The sequence below is a fragment of the Janthinobacterium sp. genome (assembly GCF_031995485.1).
Classification (GTDB): Bacteria; Pseudomonadota; Gammaproteobacteria; order Burkholderiales; family Burkholderiaceae_D; genus Janthinobacterium.
Genome location: NZ_DAMAGB010000040.1, coordinates 35,073 through 59,357, shown reverse-complemented (window position 1 = coordinate 59,357; position 24,285 = coordinate 35,073). Strand labels below are relative to the sequence as shown.

Here is a 24,285-nt window from a genome sequence, read left to right as displayed (position 1 = left end):
ATTCCTTGAGTTGTTGCTTGGACTCGGCCGAACCACTATTCGTGCCAATTTACACAAGATAGCCGGATTCATCGCCTGCCACATGAAATTTATCGTATATTTGACATATCCGAATCGATATACAACATAGCCGCCGCCCATGTCCAGCCTGCCGCAACACCTCGACCTTCACCTGATCCGCATCCTGTATCTGCTGCTGGTGGAAAAGAATGTCTCGCGCGTCGCGCTGAAACTCAACCAGCCGCAGCCGTCGATTTCGGCCTCGCTGCGCAAGCTGCGCGAGCTGACGGGCGACCCGCTGCTGGTGCGCGGTGCGCGCGGCATGGTGCCGACCCAGCATGGCGAAAGCCTCTTGAATCCCGCCAAGCGCATCCTCGACCAGACGGAAAGCCTGTTTGTCAGGAAGACGCCGTTCGTGGCGCAGGAAGAAGCGCGCACCTTTCATATCGCCGCGCCCGACTACCTGGACAGCCAGTTCCTGCCGAACGTGGTGGCGCTGCTGCGGCGCGGTTCGCCGAAAAGCCGCGTGGTGCTGCACAGCCTGGGGCCCGGCATCGACCATATCCGGCAACTGTCCGACGGCGGGCTGGACCTGGTGATCGCCAACTGGGACGAGCCGCCGGCCCACCTGCATATTTCAAAACTGTTCGAAGACCCCATCATCTGCGCCATGCATGCGGAAAACGCCTACGCGCGCCGTACGGCCAGCGACGCGATGACCATCGACGATTACCTGAGCCTGCCCCATGTGGCGCCCTCGCCCATGATGCCCGGCTACCATGGCGTGATCGACTCGTTCCTGGAGCGCCAGAACCTGCAGCGCAACGTGGTGGTCGAGTCGGCCTATTTCGGCCTGATTCCGTATATGCTGACGCAGACCGACCTGGTGCTGACCACCGGCCGCCAGTTCATGCGCTTTTATGAAAAGACGCTGCCGCTGAAAACGTATACGGTGCCGCTGAAATTTCCGCCGATGCGCTTCTACCAGCTGTGGCACCAGCGCGTGCACCAGGCGCCAGAGCACAAATGGCTGCGCGACCAGGTCAGCGCGGCGGCCAAGGCGCTGCGCTGGTAAAGGCATACCAGAGATAAGCCTTATCAGCGCGCGCATATAACGGACCAGGCGCCGCGGCGCTATCATCACAGCTTGCATGATCGGACCCACCATGACCACCCTTTCAGATCTGAACACCAGCAGCCCGACGCGCTTTGTCGAACAACTGCACGGTATCTATGAACACTCGCCCTGGATCGCCCAACGCGCGGCTGCCGCGCGGCCGTTCGCCAGCCTGACGGCGCTCAAGCGCGAACTGCAGCGCGTGCTGGGCCTGGCCTCGCCCGAGGAGCAGCTGGGATTGATCCGCGCCCACCCGGAGCTGGCGGGAAAAGCCGCGATCGCCGGCCAGCTGACGGCCGAATCGACGCGCGAGCAGGCCAAGTCCGGCCTGCATCTGTGCAGTGCGGAAGAATTCGCCACCTTGCAGCGCCTGAACGCCGACTACAACGCCAGGTTCGGCTTCCCGTTCATCCTGGCCGTGAAAGGCCCGACCGGCGAAGGCCTGACGCGCCAGGACATTATCGCCACCTTTGCGCGGCGGCTGAAAAACCGCCGGCCCGACGAGCTGGCCGAGTCGCTGCGCCAGATCAAGCGCATCGCCGAGCTGCGCCTGAACGACCTGCTCGATGTACGCCTGGCGTTCGGCCCGTCCATCATGCAGCAGTGCGAAACGCTGGCCGGCTGGAGCGACAGCAGCTACAACCTGACCTGCGCCTACATGACGCCGGCGCACCAGAAAACCGCCGAACAGCTGGCCGCGTGGATGCGTGGCGCCGGCATGGAGGTCGCCATCGACGCGGTCGGCAATGTCACGGGGCGCTACGTCTCCGGCGTGCCCGGTGCGAAAACCCTGATGACGGGCTCGCACTACGACACCGTGCGCAATGGCGGCAAGTACGACGGGCGGCTCGGCATCGTGCTGCCGATCGCCGTGGTGCGCCACCTGCATGAACGCGGCGAGAAGCTGCCATTTCATTTTGAAATCGTCGGCTTTGCCGAAGAAGAAGGCGTGCGTTTCAAAAGCACTTTTCTCGGCAGCACGGCGGTGACGGGCAAGTTCGACCTGCGCCTGCTGGAACAGCTCGACACCGATGGCGTCAGCATGCGCGACGCGCTGGCCAAAGCCGGCCACGATGCCACGGCGATTGCCGCCATCGCGCGCGACCCCGGCGAACTGCTCGGCTATGTGGAAGTGCATATCGAACAGGGGCCGGTGCTGCTCGAGCGCGACCTGCCGCTGGGCGTGGTGACGGCGATTGCCGGCAGCTCGCGCTACCTGGTCAAGCTGGGCGGCATGGCCAGCCATGCGGGCACCACGCCGATGACCATGCGGCGCGACGCGGCCAGCGCCGCCGCCGAAATCATCCTGCTGGTCGAACAGCGCTGCAGCCAGGGCGAGTCGCTGGTCGGCACCGTTGGCCAGCTCGCTGTGCCCAATGGCTCCGTCAATGTGATCGCCGGCGCCTGCCAGCTGTCGCTCGATATCCGCGCTGCCAGCGACAGCGTGCGTCAACAGGCCGTCGACGACATTTTGGATGGCATCGCCGCCATCTGCGCGCGGCGCCAGATCGACGTCGAACTCGAACTGCTGCTGTCGGCCAGCGCGGCGCCGTGCGCGCCATGGCTGATGGCGCAGCTGGACGCGGCCGTCGCCTCGGTCGATATCGCGCCGTATGCGCTGTTGTCCGGCGCCGGCCACGACGCCATGGCGATGGCCGCCATCACCGACGTGGCGATGCTGTTTACGCGCTGCGGCAATGGCGGCATCAGCCACAATCCGCTGGAAACCATGACGGCGGACGACGCCGATATCGCGGCGCAGGCGCTGCTGCATTTCCTGCGCAATTTCCAAGAGGTCGAACGAAATTAATTGAAGGCAGGCCGCACTTGGTTGACCTTGTTCAACGTTACTCCAAGGGCGGCTTGCGGTTAATCTTTCCGTTCAAGAAGATACAGCGTACGGTTACCAGCGACGAGCGGCTGTTTTTTCTCAATGGTGTATTTTTCGGAAAATATACTTTCAAAACTGTCGATCGACATCGACGAATACAGTGCTTCATTGATGCCGGCGATTTCGGCAAAACGGCGGTCTTGCGGTTCTATCCATTCCAATACCAGAAAGCGCGGCGCCAGCGACAGGAAAAATTCCAAGATCATCGGCAAGCTGGCGCGTTCGGAAACGAGCAAGTGATGCACCAGTCCTAATGCCATAATGCAATCGAACTTGCCTGCGGCGCGCACCATGAAACTGTCCACCTCCTGATTCATCCAGCCTACCGCCGGGGTGGGGCGTCCGATGTCGAGCAGGATCGGGGAAATCGGCAGTGCCGCGTCGCGCAATTGCTGGTACAGCCGCGACAACGCGCCATGATCGTAATCGGCCGCCACCACCTTTTTCCCGGCTTTGGCGGCGACCTTGCTGAACTCGCCAGCATTGCAGCCGAGATCAAGCACTGTGACGATATCCGGCCGCTCCACCGCAGCACGCACGAAAGCGGTCTTGACCAGTACATCGGGGGTACTGTAATGATCCCGGTCTGCTTCGTAATTTTCCCATTTGGTCGGTTTCGCCGACGAAGCAGGTTTGAGCTTATCGAGATGTTTTTCAAGCCGTTTGAAAGTGCGCATCAAAAGAAATTTGACCAGCTCAGGCGGTCTTGCTTTAGGTGTATGCTTGGCTCCGCTGGTTCGAAGTTGTCGCATTGAACCGAAAAACGCCGGCAAAGTCACTACTTCCAGCACGGGCTGCATATAAGCACGCCAGCCGCTTATGATGCGTCTGGCCTGCTCTGGCTGAACACCATCACGATATTGGACAAACAGAGCCGATGTCTGCATGCCAGCGTTACGATACAACAGCAAGGGAGTCAAAAAATGCCGACAAAATTGCGCATACGCAACCCATATACCAGATGCATCAATACGCTCAAAAGAAAGTATGTCGCAAAATACCGGATTGCCGTGCTCGAACAGGATGTTCCATGCCGAAGCATCCTTGATGATCCAGCCATGCTCCAATGCCGTGCGGGCTATCAGCAGCGTCATTTTTGCAGCGTCATATAACTGCAAAGCGGTAATTTCATGTGGATAGCATGGAAAATCAATGGCGCGGTGCTCTAGCCAGCGAAATTCGGCAGAATCGGAGACCGAGTCTTCCCGCCCCTCCAGCCATTCTGATGCGGGAAACCAGCCATCAGCAACCCCCTTGCAATACCACGGCGCATTGAACAAAGCCTGTATATCGGCTATTTTATGGGTGCTGACGGCGCGAAAAATCCGGCCATTTTTTTTTGCAACGAAGCCAGCTGGATCACGCCAAGAAACTTTTTGTACTGCTTTAATATTTATAGCCATCTGGCGCACTCCAAGTTTCATAATAATTGGTACGCCGCAAGGCATCGGCCAATTCCAGCTGTGTATTCAAATTTCCTGACAAGAAATCCAGCGCGATTTGCTTGCTATGCACTGTACTGATACGTCCCGGCAAGGAAATAGGAGCATTTTCACCAACCCTCCAGATAATAAACGGAATCGGAGCAGGCTCCTTTGAATGCGTTCTCAGCCAATGATCAGAAGAAACAATTAGCAGGATGTCTTGTTTGGGAGTTATTTTTTTCAAATCTTTAACGATATTCCCAAGTACCATATCGGCACCGGACAAGTTTTGCCGATAGGCATCCCTGTCATTAGTTACCGACTGATTCAACAGCCGTTGTGCATATATATTGGGCAAATGAGGCATGTTCACATGAATGAAATCGAGAGAACTATGCTGATTGGCAATCGTTTTATCGAGTTGCGATAGTATATCCTTGGATATTCGATACATGAGATCAAAATTATAAAGCACAAATTCCGGCGCTAATTGCGCTGCCCACTTGATGTTCCTTAAAACTGAAATTAATGTAGTGCTGAAAAAAGTTAAACTATCAAACCATCGACCCGCATTACCCATATATGTACTATTGCATTTTTGCAATGTTTGGAAAATTTTGCAATATGGATGATAAAAACCGAGCACCGTGGCTGATTGGGCACCTCCTGGCAGTTTTCCAAATATGGCTGTCTCAGTGGCGAAACGGACTTTTTCTTGTCGCTGATCGATCAAATCAAGTTTATTTTGAAAATCTATCGAAACACCAGACAAAGGTGTACCTGTCAATAGCGCTGGAATAGAGTATGTTGTGTCCCGGCCTGGTGAAAACGCGTGACTCGCAGTAACGGCATGCTCGGCTAGCGCGGAGAAATTAGGCATTGCGGTAGACAGGCCAGAGTCTTGCCCCAAGCTTAAACCATAATCCATTTCATCGAAAATAACCCATACAACGCGCCGCGCGACTTCAGGCGAGACATTATAAGAATTATCCGAAACTGGCGCCTTGGCTGGCTCAAAAATCAGATCAAATGCTATGCATCGATATATAGCAAGAAAAACAAAAGCGTAACCTAAAACGGAAAGCCAATGAACCCACTTTTTCAAATTTTTCCGAAAAATGAAAAGAAATCCAAAAATCGCAAAATAAAGTGCGCTAGCAGAAAAATATTTTACAAATCTGAAGCTGTCAGAAAATTCAATATCCGAACCCATTACCAATGGAAAAATTTTGACCCACGGATAATTTGCTGCATCAAAAATACTTTTTATGGCTACAATAGTCAGAAAACCACTTCCGAAAAATATCAAGCTGCGCTTGAGAGTCGGATTCAATAGCGTTCCACTTACCAGAAAAAAAATCGGCGTCAGAATTAAAACAGTGACCAGCGAAGGAAATACTATATACCTGAAAAAAGATGGAACAAAATATAATGAGCTCGGATTTAAAAAAAACAAATAATATGCAGACGCATAAAGAAGCGCTAACCCTCCTGCCATACTAAGACGATTCATCATTTTTCTTTTTTCTTGCAAAAAAATCTTTAATCAACCTGAACAAATAAGCAGGCTTGGAAATGTAGAATATTACCGCGCCAAATATCGTAACCAATAACTGCAAAAGATAAGCCCCGGTTCCAGGATCGACATAAGCCATTGCAACGCCAGGAAAAAAAAGCAGGCTTACACCTAAAAAAAGTATTTTTTTATTATTCATAAAAATCAATCAAATTGGCCAACATTAAAAATAAATTACCTATTCGAAATTATAATTCAATATTAGCAATAAAAATTTTGAATCAAGTATCACTCCCGACTTGTTCCATGTTTGCGTATTATATATGCAATAAGCGCCGCCGTATCAATACAAAATATACTGGCTTTAAGCACACCACTTCCCTTTCAAACTTCATCAAAATACTTGACAAAACCGAATAATAGCGAAAAATTAGCAATATCATCACTTTTTACCAAGTCGAGAAATCATCCCTGCTCTCCACCTACGCCGCGCTACGCTGCGGCAGCGGCAGTTATCAGAGATGCCGATTGGACAGCGCCGAATTGCCGAAACAACCATGTTCGCGGATACGATGTCGTATCCATACACCCGCTCAGCCAGCGCAGGCCGCCATTTTAACTTGGCGATAATATATGCTGCATAGTTTGCCCAGCGCGTTGGCCAGATGGGCCGCCGCCCGGCCGGCACTGATGACCAGATACAGTTTGCGATCCGCCCCCCGCCCTACCGCCAAAGTTACCTAATAACGCCGATCAAAACCTACTGCGCGTCGGTATTTGCGGCTTGCGATGCTCACTGTACCTTCGTACGGCTTCGCTTCTCGACCACAGATCCCTTCCGCTCGCTACGGTTTTGCCAGGCGTTTTTAAGGCAGCACCACGTGCGAAAAATTCCAGCGTTCGATATGTCGGCTTCCCGCAGTTTTTGCAGGCTGACAAATTGCACACTAGCACCGTAACCAACAGCTCCAGCGTCCTTATCGATGGCAGCAACCGGTCGGCGTCATTTTCAAAAACCGGAATTGCCTCTCCAAACAAGACTGACTCTCATCACGTCAGCGCAAAGTCGCGAAGCCCGATATTCCCCCGCTCGGATCGACGGCCCAGTACGAAATCGCCTTCGCCATTTTGTCTAGGTGCGTCTCGTGCAGGCCAGGCAAACCAAGAGCGGATACCTGTACTCCACATTCGGCACTGAAATTACGTTGCCATGTCGATGCGCGCAACAGCCGCTTTACAACTTGAGCGTGCTGCTGGTGCCTTCCAATGACGGCGTGAACATCCGGATGGCAGTACTGTTCGCGACGGTATGCATGGCGGCGATTTTTAAGCTATCGTGAGCGACAATCAACCGATATGGAGTTCGTCTTGAATACACGTTTCATGCAGTATGTGGTCGCGCTGGCCGGTTTGCTGGCCGGCGGCGCCGCCATCGCCGCAGATGGTTTCAGTCCGGTCGTCAGCGCGGGTGTCAGCTACAGCGGCGACGACTGGCAGGTCGCCACCACGCCAGCCGGCAATCCCGTCACGTTTCGCGGCGGCGGCCGCTACAAGGTAGGCGGCGGCGTCTCGTGGCAGTCCAGCCAGTATCCGGTACAGGCCACGGCGCTGGTCAACTACCATTACGACCCGCGCGCCGGCTCGAATGGCAGCGCGAAGTTTTCGCGGATTCCCGTCGAAGGCATGATCTACTACACGGGCCTGGAAACCATACGTTTCGGCGTGGGCGTCAGTTACGTGGTGTCGCCGAAGGTCAAGACCGACCTCGACGGCGATCAGCAGAGCATCCGCTTCAAGAACGCCGTCGGCGGTGCTTTCGAGATCGGCTATGCATTGACGCCAAGGCTATGGAGCACCCTGCGCCTGAGCTCCGAGAAATACAAGCCGAAGCACGCCGGCGTGGCGCAGGACGCCGACGTCTCGGCGCTGTCGCTCAACCTGGCCTATCAGTTCTGACGGCTTTTTCGGCCGCCTCGCGCGCCAGTGCATCGGCGACCTGGCCGATCAGCGGCTGCCAGCCGCCGATGGACGGCTGGCGGAACAGGCGCATGGCCGGGTACCACGGGCTGTCGAGGCGGCCCGCCAGCCAGCGCCAGTCCGGCAGGTAGTCGGGCAGCAGCAGCCAGCAGGGCTTGCCGAGCGCGCCGGCCAGGTGCGCCACGGCCGTGTCGACGCTGATCACCAGGTCGAGGTTGGCGATCAGCGCCGCCGTATCGGCCATATCGGCCAGCGCCGCGCCGCCGGCCACCAGCGGCAATGCGGCGCAGGTCTCGTCTTCCCCGGCCCCTTTCTGCAGGCTGACAAACTGCGCGCCTTCCACCGCGCCCAAAGGCGCCAGCGCATCGAGCGCGGCCAGCGAACGCGCATCGTCGTTTTCAAATTGCGCATTGCCTTTCCAAGCCAGTCCCACGCGCAGCCTGGCTGGCGGAAGGCGTGCGGCCCAGTCCTGCACCGCCGGCGTCTGCGCGCGCAGATACGCGGTGGAGCACGGGATGGTTTCCAGCGTGGTGCCAGACAAGCCAGGCAGGCTCAGTACCGGCACCCAGCAATCCCAGCCATCGTCCGGCACGGCTTCGCCAATCGCGATCACGCCGTCGATATCGCGCAGAGTCTGCAGCAAGGTCTTGAGCGGCGCATGGCACAGGATGGACACGCGGCTGGCGCCCCGCTGGCGCAGCACGGACGCATAGCGGCACAAAAGCAGCATGTCGCCCATGCCGGCTTCGGGACAGATCAAGACGGATTTGCCAGCCAGCGATTCGCCCTGCCAGCGGGGAAAGCGGAAATAGGCGCCAAAGGCAGTCGGCTGCGGGCGCGCTTCGAGCATCCGCCAGCCTTCAGGGAAGCGGCCCTGGCGCAGCAGCAGGTAGGACAGATTGTAGCGGGCGTTCAGGTAGCTGTCATCGAGCGCAATCGCATGGCGGTAACAGCGTTCGGCCTGGGTTTCGCGCTGCAGCGCGGCCAGCAGCGCACCGAGATTGGACCAGGCGGAAGGCAGGTCGGGCGCCAGCGCCAGCACGCGCCGGTCGATGCGCTCGGCCTCCACGGGGCGGCGCAGTTGCATCAGCAGCGCGCCCAGGTTCTGCAGCAGGTGCACATCGTCGGGCGACTGCGCCAGCGCGCGCAGGTAGTACGACTCGGCCGCCTCCGGCAAGCCTTCCCGCTCGCGCATCCAGGCCAGGTTAGCCAGCGCGAACACGTGATCGGGGTCCGACTGCAAGGCCAGCTGGAAGGCCGCTTCCGCCCCTGGCGCGTCGCCGGCAGCCAGCAGCTCGCCGCCGCGCCGGGCGTGCGCGGCAGCGGACTGCGAGTTGGCGTCAATGGAAATCATGGCGCCAGCATAGCACCGCCAAGGTTAGAGTGCGACCGCCCGCTCCAGCATGGCCAGCAACAGCACATTGCAGCCGGCAGTCAGGTGCTCGGGCTTGGCGTCCTCGATTTCATTGTGGCTGATGCCGTCCTTGCACGGCACGAAAATCATGCCGGCCGGCGCCAGGCGCGCCGCATAGATGGCGTCATGGCCGGCGCCGGACACCACGTCCATCACCGAGTAGCCGAGTTTTTCGGTGGCGTTGCGCACGGCGCCCACGCAGTCCGGGTGGAACGGCGTCGGCGCGAAATACGACACCTGTTCCAGCATGATGCCAAGGCCGGTGGCCGCCTGCGTGCGCCCGATAAAGGCGCGGATGTCCGCGTCCATGGTATCGAGCAGTTCGTCATTCACATTGCGCAGGTCGATGCTGAATTTCACTTCGCCGGGAATCACGTTGCGGCTGTTCGGGAACACCTGCACCATGCCGACCGTGCCGCGGCCGTAGGGCGGATAGCGGTGGGCAATGGCCACGACTTCCTGCATGATGGTGGTCGCCACCTGCAGCGCATCCTTGCGCAAGGCCATCGGCGTGGGACCCGCATGCGCTTCCATGCCGTTCACCGTGCAGTCGTACCAGCGCAAGCCCATCACGGCCGGCACCACGCCGATAACGATGTCGGCGTCTTCCAGCACGGGGCCCTGCTCGATATGCGTTTCGAAATAGGCGCCGATCGGATGGTCACCCGGCACCTGCGGGCCTTTGTAGCCGATACGCTCGAGTTCCTCGCCGACCGTCCTGCCTTCCGTGTCTTTCGCCGCATACGCCGTTTCGAGCGAAAACGCGCCGCAGAACACGCCCGAGCCCATCATCACGGGCACGAAGCGCGAACCTTCTTCATTGGTCCAGAACGCGACCTCGATCGGCGCCTGCGTCCTGAGCTGCAGGTCGTTCAGGGTGCGCACCACTTCCAGGCCGGCCAGCACGCCGTAGTTGCCATCGAACTTGCCGCCCGTGGGCTGGGTGTCGATATGGCTGCCCGTCATCACCGGCGGCAGCGTATTGTCAACGCCGTCGCGGCGCATGAAGACATTGCCGATCTGGTCGATGGTGATGCTCATGCCGGCTTCGCGGCCCCAGCGCACCACCAGGTCGCGTCCTTCCTTATCGAGGTCCGTCAGCGCCAGGCGCTTGACGCCGCCCTTGGCCGTGGCGCCGATCTGCGCCAGCTCCATCAGGGAGTCCCACAGGCGTTCGCCATTGATACGCGGTTCAGTCATCAATCACTCCTTCGTTATACGGTGGCAGCGGAAAAAGCCGGGCGTTCGATATAGCGCCCCGCGCCCTCGACTGCCATCAGTTCGCCCTGGTGGAACACCACTTTGCCGGCGGCAATCGTGGTGACGGGAATGCCGCGCACGGTGCGCCCTTCGAAGACATTGAAGCCGCCTTTGGCAAACTGGGTGGCGGCCGAAATCGTGCGCGAGGCCTGCGGGTCCCACAGCACGATATCGGCGTCGCTGCCGGCCGCGATCACGCCCTTGCGCGGATAGATATTGAAGATCTGCGCCGCATTGGTCGAGGAGACCTTGACGAATTCGGACGGCGTGAGGGTGCCGGAATTGACGCCCGCATCCCACACCACGGCCATGCGTTCCTCGACGCCGCCGCAGCCGTTCGGGATGCGCGTGAAGTCGTCCTTGCCGGCTGCCTTCTGTTCGGCGCAAAACGTGCAGTGGTCGGTGGCGGTGGTATGCAGGTTGCCGCTTTGCAGGCCATGCCACAGCGCAGTTTGATGGTGCTTGCCGCGAAACGGCGGGCTCATGACGTGGCCGGCCACGTAGTCGAAATCGTCGCTCTGGTAGACGCTGTCGTCGATCACCAGGTGGCCGGCCAGCGCCTCGCCATACACGCGCTGGCCATTGGCGCGCGCGCGGGTGATGGCGTCCAGCGATTCGGCGCACGACACGTGCACGATATATACGGGCGTGTTAAGCACATTGGCGATCGCGATGGCGCGGTTGGCCGCTTCCGCTTCCACCGCCGGCGGGCGCGACAGCGGATGGGCCTGCGGCCCCGTGATGCCCCTTTTCAGCAGGTCCTGCTGCAGCTGGTAGACCAGTTCGCCGTTTTCCGCATGCACGGTGGGCAGCGCGCCCAGTTCCAGCGAGCGGGTAAAGCTCTTGATGAGGGTTTCATCGTCAGCCATGATGGCGTTCTTGTAGGCCATGAAGTGCTTGAAACTGTTTACGCCATGCTCGCGCACCAGCGTGCCCATCTCCTCATGTACCTGCTCGCTCCACCAGGTGATTGCCACGTGAAACGTGTAGTCGCCGGCTGCCTTCGACGACCATTCGCGCCACTGGTGATAGGCCTCGATCAGCGACTGCTTCGGCGCCGGAATCACGAAGTCCATGATGGTGGTGGTGCCGCCGGCCAGGCCTGCCGCCGTGCCCGTGAAAAAGTCGTCGGACGTGACCGTGCCCATGAACGGCAGATTCATGTGCGTATGCGTGTCGATCCCGCCCGGCATTACGTACAGGCCATCCGCGTCGATCACGGTGGAGCCAGGGGGGACAGCAAGATGCTCGCCGACGGCGGCGATCAGATCGCCCTCGATCAGCACATCGGCGCGGAAGGCGCGGTCGGCATTGACGACGGTGCCGCCACGGATAAGAGTGCTCATAATGCTGTCTCCTCTTTTAAATGAATTACGCCAGCGGCGCCTGCGACAGGCGCGCCGGCGCCTTGCCCTTCATCATGGCGCCGTAGACCACGGCGGCAATCGCCACGCCGACAAACCAGGCGTAGGTATAGATGGTTTTGAATCCTTCGCCCACGCCGGGGAAGGCGGTGGGGAAAGCGGCGTTCAGGAAGCCCGGAATATTCGGCAGCACGGCGATGACGAACGCCACCAGCGCGGCCATGTTCCAGCCATTGCCGTACGAGTACACGCCATCGTCGCGGTACAGCTGCTTCACATCGAGCTCGGTCTTGCGCACAAAGTAGTAGTCGACGATCAGGATGCCGGCGATAGGGCCCAGCAGCGCCGAGTAGCCGATCAGCCAGGTGAAGATATAGCCCTGCGTCGATTCGAGCACCTTCCACGGCATCATCACAATCGCGATAAAGGCCGTGATATAGCCGCCCATCTTGTACGAAATCTGTTTGGGCGCCAGCGAGGAAAAGTCATACGCAGGCCCCACCAGGTTGGCCGCCAGGTTGACGCTGACGGTATCGATCAGCAGGATGATCAGCGCGATCAGCACGGCGGCGCCCGTCATGCGGCTGGCCAGATCGACCGGGTCCCAGATGGCCTTGCCGTACATGACGACCGAGCCGGCGGTCACGATCACGGCCAGCATCGCCAAGAGGCCCATCGGCACCGGCAGGCCGACCGACTGGCCGATGATCTGGTCGCGCTGGGTTTTGGCAAAGCGCGTGAAGTCGGGGATATTCAGCGCCAGCGTGGCCCAGAAGCCCACCATGGCGGTCAGCGAGGGCCAGAACACGACCCAGAACTGGCCGGCCTTCTTGCCGCCTTCAATGAATTGCGATGGCTGGTCGAGCAGGCTGCCCACGCCGCCGGCCTTGCTGTGCACCCAGTACAGCAGCACGAAGCAGATCAGGATTTTCAAGGGCGCGGTATATGTTTCGAGCTTGCGGATCGCTTCCATGCCGTGCAGGATGTAGTAGAACTGGATGGCCCAGAAGGCGAGAAAACACAGCAGCTGGCTGCCGTTGATGCCCAGGCCCGCGATCTTCTCGCCGCCCAGCTCATGGCCCAGCAGCACGCCCATCAGCGTGTAGATCATCTGGCCGCCGAACCAGGTCTGGATGCCATACCAGCCGCAGGCAACGATCGCCCGCATCAGCGCCGGCAGCCGCGCCCCCGTGGTGCCGAACGAGGAACGGGCCAGCACCGCATACGGGATGCCGTACTTGGTGCCCGCATGGCCGATCAGCAGCATCGGCAGCAGCACGATGGCGTTGGCCAGGAACACCGTCAGCACGGCCTGGTAGCCGGACATGCCGCTGTCGATCAGGCTGGCCGATAGCGTATAGGCGGGAATGCACATCACCATGCCGACCCACAGCGCGGCGAAGTGATACCAGCGCCAGGTACGCTGAGCCGCCGTGGTGGGCGCCAGGTCTTCGTTCCAGAGCTGCGTGTTGCCTGAATAGTCGTGGTTCACAGGGTATTCTCCATCGGTTGGGCCGCTTGCGCCGGGCAGGCGCAAGGGATACGGCAAAGTGGAAACAGCGGCGTTCTAGCTTACCGCAAAGGCGGCCGAATGTTTATAAAATAAACACGCAAGAAGCATGCCCTACGCTGTTTCCAACACCGCCCGCGGATTACGTGGATCCTGGGTCCAGTTCATGTACGGCTTGCCCGTGGCCTGCGGCACCATCGTGATGCAGCCCTGCACCGGACAGGTGATTTCGCACAGGTTGCAGCCCACGCATTCCTCCCTGATTACTTCATAGGTGCGCGTGCCGGCCGCGTCGATCAGCTGCGCGATCGACTGGTGCGAGGTGTCTTCGCAGGCCACGTAGCACTTGCCGCATTTGATGCAGGCGTCCTGGTCGATCTGCGCGATCACCTGGTAGTTCATGTCCAGGTATTTCCAGTCGGTCGTGTTGGCCACGGCCTTGCCGGAAAAGTCGCTGATGCGCTCATAGCCCTTCTCGTCCATCCAGCGCGACAGGCCGTCCTTCATCTCTTCGACGATGCGAAAGCCATGCAGCATGGCGGCCGTGCACACCTGCACGCAGCCGGCGCCCAGTGCCAGGAATTCCGCCGCATCGCGCCAGTTGCCGATGCCGCCGATGCCGGAAATCGGCAGGCCATGCGTGAGCGGATCGCGGGCGATTTCGGCCACCATGTTGAGCGCAATCGGCTTGACGGCCGCGCCACAGTAACCACCGTGGGTGCTGGCGCCGCCGACGATCGGCAAGGCCACCATGCGGTCCAGGTCCAGCGAGGTGATCGAGTTGATGGTGTTGATCAGCGAGACGGCGTCCGCGCCGCCGGCCTTGGCCGCGCGCGCCGGCATGCGCACGTCGGTGATATTGGGCGTGAGCTTGACGATCACCGGCAGCCGGCTGTGCTTCTTGCACCAGGCGGTGACCATCTGCACGTACTCGGGTACCTGGCCGACAGCGGCACCCATGCCGCGCTCCGGCATGCCGTGCGGGCAGCCGAAATTGAGCTCGATGCCGTCCGCGCCGGTCGCTTCGACTTTCGGCAGGATATCGGCCCAGTAGTGCTCTTCGCACGGCAGCATCAGCGAGACGATCATGGCGCGGTCGGGCCAGTCTTTTTTCACCTGCGTGATCTCGCGCAGGTTGATTTCCAGCGAACGGTCGGTAATCAGTTCGATATTGTTGAAGCCCACTACTTCGCGGTTCTTGCCATACAGGGCGGAATAGCGCGACGAGACGTTGACGGCGGCCGGGTCCTCACCGAGCGTCTTCCACACCACGCCGCCCCACCCTGCTTCAAATGCACGCACCACGTTGTAGGCCTTGTCGGTCGGCGGCGCGGAGGCCAGCCAGAAGGGGTTCGGCGATTTGATGCCGCAAAATTCGATGCCGAGATCAGCCATTATGCAGCCTCCACTTTATTCAAGATGTCACGATGGATGGCCAGTGCGGCCAGCTTGCCATGCTGGACGGCTTGCACCGTCAGGTCCTGCCCCGGCGCCACGCAGTCGCCGCCCGCATAGATGCCGGGCAGCACGGTGCGAAAGCCGGCGTCGACGGCAATCTTGTCACCCTCGCGCTGCAGCAATGCCGCCATCGGATCGGCCAGCACTTGCGTGTCGAAGCTCTGGCCGATGGCCTTGAAGATAGCGTCGGCCGCCACGTCGAACGTCTCGCCGGTGCCCATCAAACGCGTGCCTTCCAGCGCGGTTTTTTCGAAGCGCATGCCGGCCACTTTTCCGGCGGCGTCGAGCAGCACCTGCTGCGGCTGGGCCCAGGTCAGCATGCGTACCTGGTTGGCCTTGGCGATCTCCTGCTCATGGTGGGTGGCCGTCATGGCGTCGAAGCCGCGGCGGTACACCAAGGTGACTTCTTCGGCGCCCAGTCGCTGGATCTGCACCGCCATGTCGATCGCCGTGTTGCCGGCGCCGATCACGATGGCGCGCTTCGGCACGGGCAGCGCGGCCAGGTCGTCGGCCTGGCGCAGCGCGCTGATATAGTCGACCGCCGCCAGCAAACCCGGCGCGTCTTCGCCCGTCAGCCCCAGCTTGCGGCTGGCGCCCAGGCCCAGGCCCAGGAACACGGCGTCGTACTGCGCATGCAGCTCGCGCAACTGCAGGTTCTCGCCCAACACCTGGCTACATCGGATGGTGATGCCGCCGATGCCAAGCAAAAATTCCACTTCGCGCTGCGCGAAATCCTGCGTCAGCTTGTATTTGGCGATGCCGTATTCATTCAGGCCGCCCGCCTTGCTTTCCTTTTCAAAGATCACCACGTCATGGCCCAGCATGGCCAGGCGATGCGCGCACGACAGGCCGGCCGGCCCGGCGCCGACGATGGCAATGGTCTTGCCGGTGGCAGGCGCCCGCTTGAACGGGTGGCTGGCAAAGTGCATGTGGTCGGTCGCATAGCGCTGCAGCAGGCCGATCTTCACGGGCTGGCCTTCGGCGTCATGGTTGCGCACGCAGACGTCCTCGCACAGGATCTCGGTGGGACAGACGCGCGCGCAGCTGCCGCCCAGGATATTGCTCTTCAAGATGCCGGCGGCGGCGCCGTTGATGTTCTTGTCGTGGATATTGCGGATAAAGCTGGCCACATCGATTTCGGACGGACAGATGCGGCTGCACGGCGCATCGTAGCAATACAGGCAGCGCGCGCTTTCGATGGCGGCCTGGCGCGCCGTCAGCGGTGGCGCCAGGTCGGTAAAGTGGCCCGCCAGCTCGGCACTGGGCAGGGCCGCATGCGGCAGGTAGTTCAGGGATTCGATCATCACGCTTTCCTCTTCTTCGCTACGGTGAATGGTGGAGTTGACGCCCTTACTTCATCTGGGGAAAAGCAAATTCCACACCAGCGCTGGCGGTATTGGGCCAGCGCTGCATCACGGCCTTGTGGCGCGTGTAGAAACGCACGCCTTCGGGGCCGTAGGCATGATGGTCGCCGAACATGCTGCGCTTCCAGCCGCCGAAACTGTTGAACGCCATCGGTACCGGCAGCGGCACGTTGACGCCTACCATGCCGACCTGGATCTGGCGCACGAATTCGCGCGCCACGCCGCCGTCGCGCGTGTAGATCGCCACGCCATTGCCATACTCGTTGGCGTTGATCAGGTCCACCGCATGCACCACGTCGGGCGCGCGCAGCACGCACAGCACGGGGCCGAAAATTTCTTCCTTGTAGATGCTCATGTCGGGCGTCACATGGTCGAACAAAGTGCCGCCGACGAAGAAGCCGTTTTCGCGCCCGGCCACCACATGGTTGCGGCCATCGACCATCAGCGTGGCGCCCTGCTCCACGCCTTCGCCGATCAGCTTTTCGATGCGCTGCTTGGCAGCGAAAGACACCACCGGCCCCATTTCCGCACCATGCTCCATGCCGTCGCGCACTTTCAGTGCGGCCGTGCGCGTTGCCAGTGCACCGATCAATTTGTCGCCAGCATCGCCCACCGCCACCACCACGGAAATGGCCATGCAGCGCTCGCCGGCCGAACCGTAGGCGGCGCCGATCAGCGCATCGACCGTCATGTCCATGTCGGCGTCGGGCATCACCACCATATGGTTTTTTGCGCCGCCCAGGGCCTGCACGCGCTTGCCGCTGGCGCTGCCGCGCGCATAGATATATTCGGCAATCGGCGTCGATCCGACAAAGCTGATGGCCTGCACCAGCGGATGGTCGAGCAGGGCATCGACCGTGACCTTGTCGCCCTGCACCACGTTGAAGACGCCATCGGGCAGGCCCGCTTCTTTCAGCAGTTTCGCGTGCAGCAAGGAGGCCGACGGATCGCGTTCGGAGGGCTTCAGGACAAACGTATTGCCGCAGGCAATCGCCACCGGAAACATCCACATCGGCACCATCACGGGGAAGTTGAATGGCGTGATGCCGGCCACCACGCCGAGCGCCTGGCGCATCGACCAGGCGTCGATGCCGCGCGAAATCTGGTCCGTGAATTCGCCTTTCAGCAATTGCGGTATGCCGACCGCAAATTCCACCATCTCGATGCCGCGCGCCACCTCGCCCTGCGCGTCGGCAAAGGTCTTGCCGTGTTCGCGCGTGAGCATGGCGGCAAATTCATCGGTGTGCTGCTGGCACAGCTGCAGGTAGCGAAACAGCACGCGCGCACGCGTCAAGGGCGGCGTGGCCGACCACGAAGGAAAGGCAGCGGCGGCGGCCTGCACGGCCATATCGACGTCTTCAACGGTGCCGAGCGCGACGCGGGCGACCGGTTCGCCCAGGGCGGGATTGTAGACGTCGCCGTAGCGGCCGCTGGCCGTGTCGACTTTGGCGCCGTTGATATAGTGGGTGATGGTGTCGAGGTTGGTCATTGTTTATCCATTTTTTAAACCCAGCGGCAAAGACTGGGGTCGGACGGGGACGCCGAGTCCCTCAGGGTCCGGCCCCGGCTTTTGTTTTGGGTTTGCCGTTCAATCGAGATTTTTCAGTACCGTCGCCAGCTTGCCGAACAGCTCGTCGATATGCTGTTTTTCCAGCACCAGTGGCGGCGACAGGGCGATGATGTCGCCGGTAGTGCGGATCAAGACGCCATCGGCAAACGCCTGCTTGAAGGCGGCAAACGCGCGCGTGCCAGGCTTGCCGGCGATCGGTTCGAGCTCGATGCCGGCGATCAGGCCGATGCTGCGCAGGTCGATCACATGCGGCAGCCCTTTCAGGGAATGGACCGCGTCCTGCCAGTAGCCCTGCATGCTTTTCGCGTGGCCGAGGATGTCCTGCTCTTCGAACACCTGCAGCGTGGCCAGCGAGGCGGCGCAGGCCAGCGGGTGGCCGGAATACGTATAGCCGTGGAACAGTTCGATGCCGGGTGGCGCGTCCATGAAGGCGTCATGGATGTATTTTTTGCTGAACACGGCGCCCATCGGCACCATGCCGTTGGTGAGCCCCTTGGCGGTCGTCATCAGGTCCGGCTCGACTTCGAAATAGTCGGCGGCGAATGGCGTCGTCATGCGGCCAAAGCCGGTGATCACTTCGTCGAAAATCAGCAGGATGCCGTGTTTGGTGCACAGTTCGCGCAGCCGTTTCAGATAGCCTTTCGGCGGGATCAGCACGCCGGTGGAGCCGGCCACCGGTTCGACGATCACGGCAGCAATCGTCGACGCGTCATGCAGCGCGACAATTCGTTCGAGTTCCTCGGCCAGGTGGGTGCCGTATTCGGGTTCGCCTACCGTATAGGCGTTCTTTTCCAGGTTGTGCGTGTGCGGCAGATGGTCGACGCCGGGCAACATGGGGCCGAAGGTCTTGCGGTTGCCGGCGATGCCGCCGACGGAAATGCCGCCAAAGCCCACGCCGTGGTAGCCGCGCTCGCGGCCGATCAGGCGCGTGCGCCCGCCCTCGCCACGTGCCTTGTGATAGGCCAGCGCGATTTTCAGGGCCGTGTCGACGGCTTCTGAACCGGAGTTCGTATAGAACACATGGCCGAATTTATGGCCCGTGTAGTCCATCAGTTTTTCGGCCAGTTCGAACGCTGCCGGATGGCCCATCTGGAAGGTGGGCGCAAAATCGAGCTGGCCCACCATCTCGCGGATGGCGCCGACGATCTTCGGCTGCGCATGGCCGCACGGCACGCACCACAGGCCGGCCGTGCCGTCCAGGATGCGGTTGCCGTCGACATCCTTGTAGTGCATGCCTTCGGCCGAGACCAAGAGGCGCGGATTGGCCTTGAAGTCGCGGTTATTGGTAAACGGCATCCAGAATGCCGACATCGATTCCGGCCTGTTTTCGTTCATGAATTTCTCCCGGGAGTGCTGACCAGCCGTTTGTGTGTTTTTGACGGCGCGTAAAATAATTTACCAGTTGGCAAAAAGCTGATGTAATAATAGGCAGGCCATCCCCGATAAGCACAGATACACAAGGGGCACGGCATCCCAACCGTACAGGTCGAAAAACCACTACAGTTTGCGCAGTCAGCCAGGAAGCCAGGCAGGAGCCACCTTTGACGCACAATGTAAAACAGGACGCGCATGAAAACGATGCGCCGGAACAAGGCACAGGCTGGCCGGTGCTGGAAATCGGACGCCACAAGAAGGGCGGCCTGGTCGAGCAGATCGTGATCGCCATCAGCGTGATGGTGGGCAGCCGCGCCCTGCGCATCGGCACCAGGATGCCGTCGGTACGCCAGTTTGCGAAATGCAATGGCGTGTCGACGTTTACCGTGGTCGAATCGTATGACCGGCTGGTCAACCTGGGGCTGCTGTCGTCGCGGCGCGGTTCCGGCTATTTTGTCGCGCGCCACGATGTGACCGCGTTGCCACAGGTATCTGCGCAAACCAGCGCCAGCCCCGTCGCCATCGATGCGCTGGCGCCCGACCTGTATTCGGGCGTGTCCGATGCGCTGCCCGTCGGCGCCGGCTGGCTGCCGCCCGAGATGTATGGCGAGGCGACCATCCTCGACGCCGTGCGCCAGGCCATGCGCATTCCGGCCAGCCGGCTGCGCGGCTATGGCCATCCACTGGGCTTTCCGTCGCTGCGCCAGCACCTGGCCGCGACCCTGTCCGACGAACTGTTCCAGGTCGAGCCGGACCAGGTGCTGCTGACCCATGGCGCCACGCATGCTTTTGATTTGATCCTGCGCAGCCTGACCAAGCCCGGCGACACGGTACTGGTGGAAGACCCCGGCTACAGCAACCTGCAGTCGCTGATCCGCCACCACGGCTGCATCCCGGTGGGCATCGCGCGCGGCGAGGCGGGCCTCGATCTCGATGCGCTCGCCGCTGAAGCGGCGCGCACCCAGCCCAAAATCATGTTCGTCAACACGGTGCTGCAAAACCCGCTCGGCACCTCGCTCAGCCAGGCGCAAACGCACCGCCTGCTGGCGCTGGCCGAGCAGTTCGATTTCTGGCTGGTGGAAGACGATATCTACCGCGAGCTGGCCGCGCGTGGCGCAAGCCATCCATCGCTGGCGGCGATGGACGGCTTGCGCCGCGTGATCCGCGTCGGCAGTTTTTCCAAGACGCTGTCGCCGGTGCTGCGCGTGGGCTCGATCTGCGCCTCGCCGCCGCTGGTGGCCGAACTGGTGCGCGTGAAAATGCTGGCCGGGCTGACCACCTCGGAGATCAACGAGCGCGCCGTCTACCATGCGATTTCGGCGCGCCCCTACAAGCGCATGATCGAGCGCCTGGTGGCGCAGCTTGATGCGGGCCGCGAGCGCAGCATCGACTGCCTGGCGCAGGCCGGCATGGCGCCCGTGGCGCGCCCGCGCGGCGGCATGTTCGTCAGCGCCGGCTGGCCCGATATCCAGACGCCGCAGTGGAACGGCAAGCTGGTGGCCGACATGGCGTTAAAGGCCGGCATTCTGCTGTCGCCGAACGAATTTTTCATGCTGCGCGCGCCGGAAACCGTATGGTTCCGCTTCAATGTCGCTTATACCGATAGCCCCGTGCTGCAGGCATTCCTGCAATCGATACGCCCACGCTAGAGACCCCACCATGGCCAGCGACAAATCCCCTGCCCCCCTGACGAAAAGCGCCAGCGGGCGGCGCCTGCAAAACCGCGACCGCCTGGAGGCCGACATCCTGGCGCAAGCCGTGCGCGTGTTCGCCGAAAGCGGCTACGAAGGGGCGTCGATCGCCACCATTGCCGAACGGGCGGGCCTGTCGAAGCAGAACCTGATGTATTACTTTCCGTCCAAGCAGCAGCTGTACCAGCGCGTGCTCGACGATGTGCTCGACGACTGGCTGGCGCGCATGGACCTGCTGGCCAATGAAGACGACGAGCCGGGCGACGTGCTGCGCGCCTATATCAGCGCCAAGCTGCGTTTTTCGCGCGAGCAGCCGTGGGCCTCGCGCGTGTATGCGCTGGAAGTGATCAATGGCGCGCCGCTGTATGGCGCGCAGATACGCAGCAGAGTGGTGCCGCTGCTGCACAAGGATATCGCCGTGTTCGAGCGCTGGATCGCCGCTGGCAGGATCGCCCCCGTCAACGCCACCCACCTGATGTTTGTCATCTGGGCCATGACGCAGTCGTATGCCGATTTTGCCGCGCAGATGACCTTGGTGCTCGAACGCAAGCAGCTGCTGCGCCGCGATTTCGACGAAGGCGAGCAACTGATCACGCAGATGGTGCTGGCGGCGGTGGCGCTGCCCGCATCGGTATCGGTAACGGCGGCAGGCGAAAAAAAACCGCCGTGAGCGGCGGTTTCGTGTAGCGGCAGCGTCAGGCTTACGCGGCTGCCTTGTTCTTGCGGCGGCGCGCGGCGAAACCGGCCAGGCCCAGGCCGGCCAGCAGCATGGCCCAGGTTTCCGGTTCCGGCACCGGCGAGACGGCAGCGGCAAACCCGGCCACGTCGGTGGCGGCAAACGCCTTGCTATTGCCGAGCGTCAAATTGGCGTTCCAGTCGCCGGCCACCACGGTGCCAAGGATATTGCCATTGCTGCCGCTGATGACGGCGTTGGGCGCCAGCACGCTGCCCAGCACATCGATGCTGTTGAACGTGACGCTGCCGGCATCGGTAAAGTTGAACAGCACGTTGTAGTCATTGAGCACGCCCATGCCCATGTTGCCCCAGTTTGCATTACCGCTCAGGTTGAAAATCACGGTCTTGGTCACGCTGCTGTCGAGCGCGGACTTCAGGTTCGTGATCGACGCAAAATCGCTGGCTTTCATGGTGAATACTTCCACCGATTTGGCGCCGCCGGCGCCGCTCGACAGCGTCACTTCCGGTGCATACCACGGATTGGACGTGACCTTGCCGGTGCTTGCCAGTGTGCCGATGGCGCTCGACGTGGCGCTGACATTGGCCGAGGTAGTGGCAAACGAGATCGCTGGCGCAGCCGATGCCGGCGTCGTCGACAGATTGGTATTCGGGGCGATGGTGGTGGCGCCGGCAGCATAGTAGCCGCCAGCCAGGGTGCCATTCGAATAGCTGAAATTTCCGCCAGCAATCACGGAATAATTGCCGTAAGCACCGCTGCCTATCGCGTAGGAACTGCCGGAAATATCACCGACCGCAGCAATACCGCCGGCAATGCTGTTGTTGCCGACGGCGATATTGCTGAGGGAATACAGGTTCGCCTTGCCTACCAGAGCGGACAGGTCCAGCACGTCAGCCTGGGCAACGCCCGTGGCAAAGACGGTGGACAATAACAGGACAGGTATGTTTGACAGCTTCAGCATATATTTCCAAATTCATCATTAACTTACCTGCAGAATATCATATCCAACGGATTTACTTGTCGCGCAAACATAAAAATTGTAATAAATAAATAATATTTATGTTCCATAAAGCAACTTCCGGAGTTGTGCCTACGTGCCGCTCGCATCGCTGGCATGCGGCAGCCATGAATGAATTTCCCAACGAACAATCTTCCGGTGATAGCATGACGCGCTGCACACTTAACCAACAGAGGACAGGCATGAAACAGTTGTCAGCGGCAAGCCGCTCATCGATGCTGCGCAAGGCAGCTTGCGCGGCAGTACTGGCATCGTCATCGATGGCGCAAGCCCAGACCGTCGGCATGATCGCCAACGAGCCGCTCAGCGAAACCTGGCTGAACGCGGGTTTTTATTCCTATCATTTCCAGCGCGACAAGAACCTGAATGACGGCAACCCGGGCCTGGGCGCCGAATACCGCTTCTCCACGGTCGCCTCCGCCACGGCTGGCCGCTTCTACAACAGCGACCGCGCCTATTCGAATTACCTGGGCGTGTATTACCAGCCTTTCCACGTTGGGCCGGTGCGCGTGGGCGCCGTGATCGGCGGCTTCAACGGTTATCCGAAGATGCGCGACGGCGGCTGGTTTCCGGCGCTGGTTCCCACTGTCAGCTATGAATACAAACGGGTGGGCGTCAATATCGCCATCGTTCCCTCCTACAAGGATCGCCTGTATGGCGCGCTCAGCTTCCAGCTGAAACTGAAGGTCTTCGAGTAACCGTTTGTCCCGTCCTGCCGCCGTTCATTCCGGCCATCCTGCAATTCGTCGCAGCGCCGATGCCAGCCAGTGTGCATCACGCTACAGTGCAATCATTCAATGACAGGAGAACGGCATGAAAGACATCAATTCGGCACCGGGCAATGCGGATTTCAACAGTTTCTGGCAAGGCCTGTGCGGCCTGGCACGCCAGGGCGTACAGGCAGTGGGCGCCATGTCCTGGCCCATGCTGCTGGCCTGCGCCATCGGCCTGGCCCTGTTCATCACCATCCTGCCGCTGGTGCTGACGCTGTTCGTGATTTTCCTGCTGCTGAAATGGGCGAACAACAGCGCCGGTTTCGGCTGGAACAAGAAAACAGCAACCGAGCAGCCGCCACAATAGCAATGCACGGTCAGAGGAATCATTCTTGCCGTGATGGCAAGCCTCGATTATAGTCAGGCAGGCACTGACAGGCTGTGGCGGGAACGCCGCAGGCCATCGATGATCGAAGCTACTCCATCCCCATCACAGGAGTTCCTCATGACCACTACTGCAAAAGCCACCAGGGCCACCACGATACCCTGCCTGCGCTACCACGATGCACCGGCAGCCATCGCCTGGCTGTGCCAGGCACTGGGATTTGAACAACAGCTGGTCGTGCCCGACGATGACGGCGGCATCGCGCATGCCCAGCTCAGCTTCGGCAATGGCATGATCATGCTGGCCTCGGTGATCGACAGCGAATATGGGCGCCTGATGAAGCAGCCTGGCGAACTCCATGGCGCCAACACGCAGAGCTGCTACCTGGTGGTCGACGATGCCGACCGCGTCTACAGGCGCGCGCTCGAAGCCGGTGCCGAGATCGTGCTCGACATCAAGGACGAAGACTACGGCGGACGCGGCTTTACCTGCCGCGATCCGGAAGGCCATATCTGGAGCCTGGGCACTTACGACCCATGGTGAAA

At 60.5% G+C, this 24,285-nt stretch carries 20 protein-coding genes; 8 read left to right on the top strand and 12 right to left on the bottom strand.

Annotation, left to right across the window (positions count from 1 at the left end):
• Nucleotides 1–139: 139 nt before the first annotated feature.
• Complete coding sequence (locus RTQ46_RS20025; RefSeq protein WP_312439343.1) at nt 140–1,075, top strand: LysR family transcriptional regulator; 936 nt, start codon at nt 140–142, stop codon at nt 1,073–1,075.
• Between the two features lie 91 nt (nt 1,076–1,166).
• Nucleotides 1,167–2,927 (top strand): allantoate amidohydrolase, encoded by a 1,761-nt coding sequence (locus tag RTQ46_RS20020; protein ID WP_312439342.1) that lies wholly within the window; start codon nt 1,167–1,169, stop codon nt 2,925–2,927.
• Between the two features lie 59 nt (nt 2,928–2,986).
• On the opposite strand, the gene RTQ46_RS20015 is transcribed toward RTQ46_RS20020, so the two are convergent.
• Genes RTQ46_RS20015 through RTQ46_RS20005 form a run of 3 tightly spaced genes read right to left on the bottom strand, consistent with a single transcriptional unit; the run spans nt 2,987 to nt 6,147 of the window.
• Nucleotides 2,987–4,411, bottom strand: coding sequence for a class I SAM-dependent methyltransferase (locus RTQ46_RS20015; protein ID WP_312439341.1), 1,425 nt, complete (start codon nt 4,409–4,411; stop codon nt 2,987–2,989).
• Nucleotides 4,395–5,948 (bottom strand): sulfatase-like hydrolase/transferase, encoded by a 1,554-nt coding sequence (locus RTQ46_RS20010; RefSeq protein ID WP_312439340.1) that lies wholly within the window; start codon nt 5,946–5,948, stop codon nt 4,395–4,397. The genes RTQ46_RS20015 and RTQ46_RS20010 overlap by 17 nt, the downstream gene beginning before the upstream one ends.
• On the bottom strand, nt 5,932–6,147 hold the full coding sequence (locus RTQ46_RS20005; protein ID WP_312439339.1) for a hypothetical protein: 216 nt from the start codon (nt 6,145–6,147) through the stop codon (nt 5,932–5,934). Before RTQ46_RS20005 ends, RTQ46_RS20010 begins: the two co-directional genes overlap by 17 nt.
• Nucleotides 6,148–7,316: 1,169 nt before the next feature.
• On the opposite strand from RTQ46_RS20005, the gene RTQ46_RS20000 reads away from it, so the two are divergent.
• Nucleotides 7,317–7,904 (top strand): hypothetical protein, encoded by a 588-nt coding sequence (locus tag RTQ46_RS20000; protein ID WP_312439338.1) that lies wholly within the window; start codon nt 7,317–7,319, stop codon nt 7,902–7,904.
• Here RTQ46_RS20000 and RTQ46_RS19995 read toward each other — a convergent pair.
• The 8 genes from RTQ46_RS19995 to RTQ46_RS19960 form a co-directional block, all read right to left on the bottom strand.
• Nucleotides 7,882–9,279, bottom strand: coding sequence for a glycosyltransferase family 9 protein (locus RTQ46_RS19995; protein WP_312439337.1), 1,398 nt, complete (start codon nt 9,277–9,279; stop codon nt 7,882–7,884). The genes RTQ46_RS20000 and RTQ46_RS19995 overlap by 23 nt on opposite strands.
• 24 nt (nt 9,280–9,303) lie before the next feature.
• Nucleotides 9,304–10,539, bottom strand: a complete 1,236-nt coding sequence (locus RTQ46_RS19990; protein ID WP_312439336.1) for a Zn-dependent hydrolase — start codon at nt 10,537–10,539, stop codon at nt 9,304–9,306.
• A 14-nt stretch (nt 10,540–10,553) separates the two neighbouring features.
• On the bottom strand, nt 10,554–11,945 hold the full coding sequence (hydA, locus tag RTQ46_RS19985) for a dihydropyrimidinase (RefSeq protein WP_312439335.1): 1,392 nt from the start codon (nt 11,943–11,945) through the stop codon (nt 10,554–10,556).
• A 25-nt stretch (nt 11,946–11,970) separates the two neighbouring features.
• Entirely contained in the window at nt 11,971–13,455 is a 1,485-nt protein-coding gene (locus tag RTQ46_RS19980) for an NCS1 family nucleobase:cation symporter-1 (RefSeq protein WP_312439334.1), read from the bottom strand.
• Between the two features lie 132 nt (nt 13,456–13,587).
• On the bottom strand, nt 13,588–14,868 hold the full coding sequence (gene preA / locus RTQ46_RS19975) for an NAD-dependent dihydropyrimidine dehydrogenase subunit PreA (protein ID WP_312439333.1): 1,281 nt from the start codon (nt 14,866–14,868) through the stop codon (nt 13,588–13,590).
• Complete coding sequence (locus tag RTQ46_RS19970; RefSeq protein ID WP_312439332.1) at nt 14,868–16,235, bottom strand: NAD(P)-dependent oxidoreductase; 1,368 nt, start codon at nt 16,233–16,235, stop codon at nt 14,868–14,870. The genes preA and RTQ46_RS19970 overlap by 1 nt, the downstream gene beginning before the upstream one ends.
• A gap of 46 nt (nt 16,236–16,281) precedes the next feature.
• Complete coding sequence (locus RTQ46_RS19965) at nt 16,282–17,784, bottom strand: CoA-acylating methylmalonate-semialdehyde dehydrogenase (protein ID WP_312439331.1); 1,503 nt, start codon at nt 17,782–17,784, stop codon at nt 16,282–16,284.
• A gap of 99 nt (nt 17,785–17,883) precedes the next feature.
• Nucleotides 17,884–19,200, bottom strand: coding sequence for an aspartate aminotransferase family protein (locus RTQ46_RS19960; RefSeq protein ID WP_312439330.1), 1,317 nt, complete (start codon nt 19,198–19,200; stop codon nt 17,884–17,886).
• A 206-nt stretch (nt 19,201–19,406) separates the two neighbouring features.
• Here RTQ46_RS19960 and RTQ46_RS19955 point away from each other — a divergent pair, with 206 nt between their 5' ends.
• Together RTQ46_RS19955 and RTQ46_RS19950 are read left to right on the top strand one after the other, a co-directional pair.
• On the top strand, nt 19,407–20,888 hold the full coding sequence (locus RTQ46_RS19955) for a PLP-dependent aminotransferase family protein (RefSeq protein ID WP_312439329.1): 1,482 nt from the start codon (nt 19,407–19,409) through the stop codon (nt 20,886–20,888).
• Between the two features lie 10 nt (nt 20,889–20,898).
• On the top strand, nt 20,899–21,600 hold the full coding sequence (locus RTQ46_RS19950) for a TetR/AcrR family transcriptional regulator (protein ID WP_312439328.1): 702 nt from the start codon (nt 20,899–20,901) through the stop codon (nt 21,598–21,600).
• A 31-nt stretch (nt 21,601–21,631) separates the two neighbouring features.
• On the opposite strand, the gene RTQ46_RS19945 is transcribed toward RTQ46_RS19950, so the two are convergent.
• Entirely contained in the window at nt 21,632–22,585 is a 954-nt protein-coding gene (locus RTQ46_RS19945) for a choice-of-anchor A family protein (protein WP_312439327.1), read from the bottom strand.
• 239 nt (nt 22,586–22,824) lie between these two features.
• Here RTQ46_RS19945 and RTQ46_RS19940 point away from each other — a divergent pair, with 239 nt between their 5' ends.
• The 3 genes from RTQ46_RS19940 (at nt 22,825) to RTQ46_RS19930 (ending at nt 24,283) form a co-directional block, all read left to right on the top strand.
• Nucleotides 22,825–23,340 (top strand): hypothetical protein, encoded by a 516-nt coding sequence (locus tag RTQ46_RS19940; protein WP_409518356.1) that lies wholly within the window; start codon nt 22,825–22,827, stop codon nt 23,338–23,340.
• A 115-nt stretch (nt 23,341–23,455) separates the two neighbouring features.
• The gene (locus tag RTQ46_RS19935) at nt 23,456–23,722 is read left to right on the top strand and encodes a hypothetical protein (RefSeq protein ID WP_312439326.1); all 267 of its coding nucleotides are present in this window, start codon (nt 23,456–23,458) and stop codon (nt 23,720–23,722) included.
• 138 nt (nt 23,723–23,860) lie between these two features.
• Nucleotides 23,861–24,283 (top strand): VOC family protein, encoded by a 423-nt coding sequence (locus RTQ46_RS19930; protein WP_312439325.1) that lies wholly within the window; start codon nt 23,861–23,863, stop codon nt 24,281–24,283.
• Nucleotides 24,284–24,285 lie beyond the last annotated feature (2 nt).

What these genes read in the sequence shown, in the direction of transcription:
- RTQ46_RS20025 (WP_312439343.1), top strand. Translation starts at nt 140, where the DNA reads ATGTCCAGCCTGCCGCAACACCTCGACCTTCACCTGATCCGCATCCTG.
- RTQ46_RS20020 (WP_312439342.1), top strand. Translation starts at nt 1,167, where the DNA reads ATGACCACCCTTTCAGATCTGAACACCAGCAGCCCGACGCGCTTTGTC.
- RTQ46_RS20015 (WP_312439341.1), bottom strand. Translation starts at nt 4,411, where the DNA reads ATGGCTATAAATATTAAAGCAGTACAAAAAGTTTCTTGGCGTGATCCA.
- RTQ46_RS20010 (WP_312439340.1), bottom strand. Translation starts at nt 5,948, where the DNA reads ATGATGAATCGTCTTAGTATGGCAGGAGGGTTAGCGCTTCTTTATGCG.
- RTQ46_RS20005 (WP_312439339.1), bottom strand. Translation starts at nt 6,147, where the DNA reads ATGAATAATAAAAAAATACTTTTTTTAGGTGTAAGCCTGCTTTTTTTT.
- RTQ46_RS19995 (WP_312439337.1), bottom strand. Translation starts at nt 9,279, where the DNA reads ATGATTTCCATTGACGCCAACTCGCAGTCCGCTGCCGCGCACGCCCGG.
- RTQ46_RS19990 (WP_312439336.1), bottom strand. Translation starts at nt 10,539, where the DNA reads ATGACTGAACCGCGTATCAATGGCGAACGCCTGTGGGACTCCCTGATG.
- hydA (WP_312439335.1), bottom strand. Translation starts at nt 11,945, where the DNA reads ATGAGCACTCTTATCCGTGGCGGCACCGTCGTCAATGCCGACCGCGCC.
- preA (WP_312439333.1), bottom strand. Translation starts at nt 14,868, where the DNA reads ATGGCTGATCTCGGCATCGAATTTTGCGGCATCAAATCGCCGAACCCC.
- RTQ46_RS19970 (WP_312439332.1), bottom strand. Translation starts at nt 16,235, where the DNA reads ATGATCGAATCCCTGAACTACCTGCCGCATGCGGCCCTGCCCAGTGCC.
- RTQ46_RS19965 (WP_312439331.1), bottom strand. Translation starts at nt 17,784, where the DNA reads ATGACCAACCTCGACACCATCACCCACTATATCAACGGCGCCAAAGTC.
- RTQ46_RS19960 (WP_312439330.1), bottom strand. Translation starts at nt 19,200, where the DNA reads ATGAACGAAAACAGGCCGGAATCGATGTCGGCATTCTGGATGCCGTTT.
- RTQ46_RS19950 (WP_312439328.1), top strand. Translation starts at nt 20,899, where the DNA reads ATGGCCAGCGACAAATCCCCTGCCCCCCTGACGAAAAGCGCCAGCGGG.
- RTQ46_RS19945 (WP_312439327.1), bottom strand. Translation starts at nt 22,585, where the DNA reads ATGCTGAAGCTGTCAAACATACCTGTCCTGTTATTGTCCACCGTCTTT.
- RTQ46_RS19940 (WP_409518356.1), top strand. Translation starts at nt 22,825, where the DNA reads ATGAAACAGTTGTCAGCGGCAAGCCGCTCATCGATGCTGCGCAAGGCA.
- RTQ46_RS19935 (WP_312439326.1), top strand. Translation starts at nt 23,456, where the DNA reads ATGAAAGACATCAATTCGGCACCGGGCAATGCGGATTTCAACAGTTTC.
- RTQ46_RS19930 (WP_312439325.1), top strand. Translation starts at nt 23,861, where the DNA reads ATGACCACTACTGCAAAAGCCACCAGGGCCACCACGATACCCTGCCTG.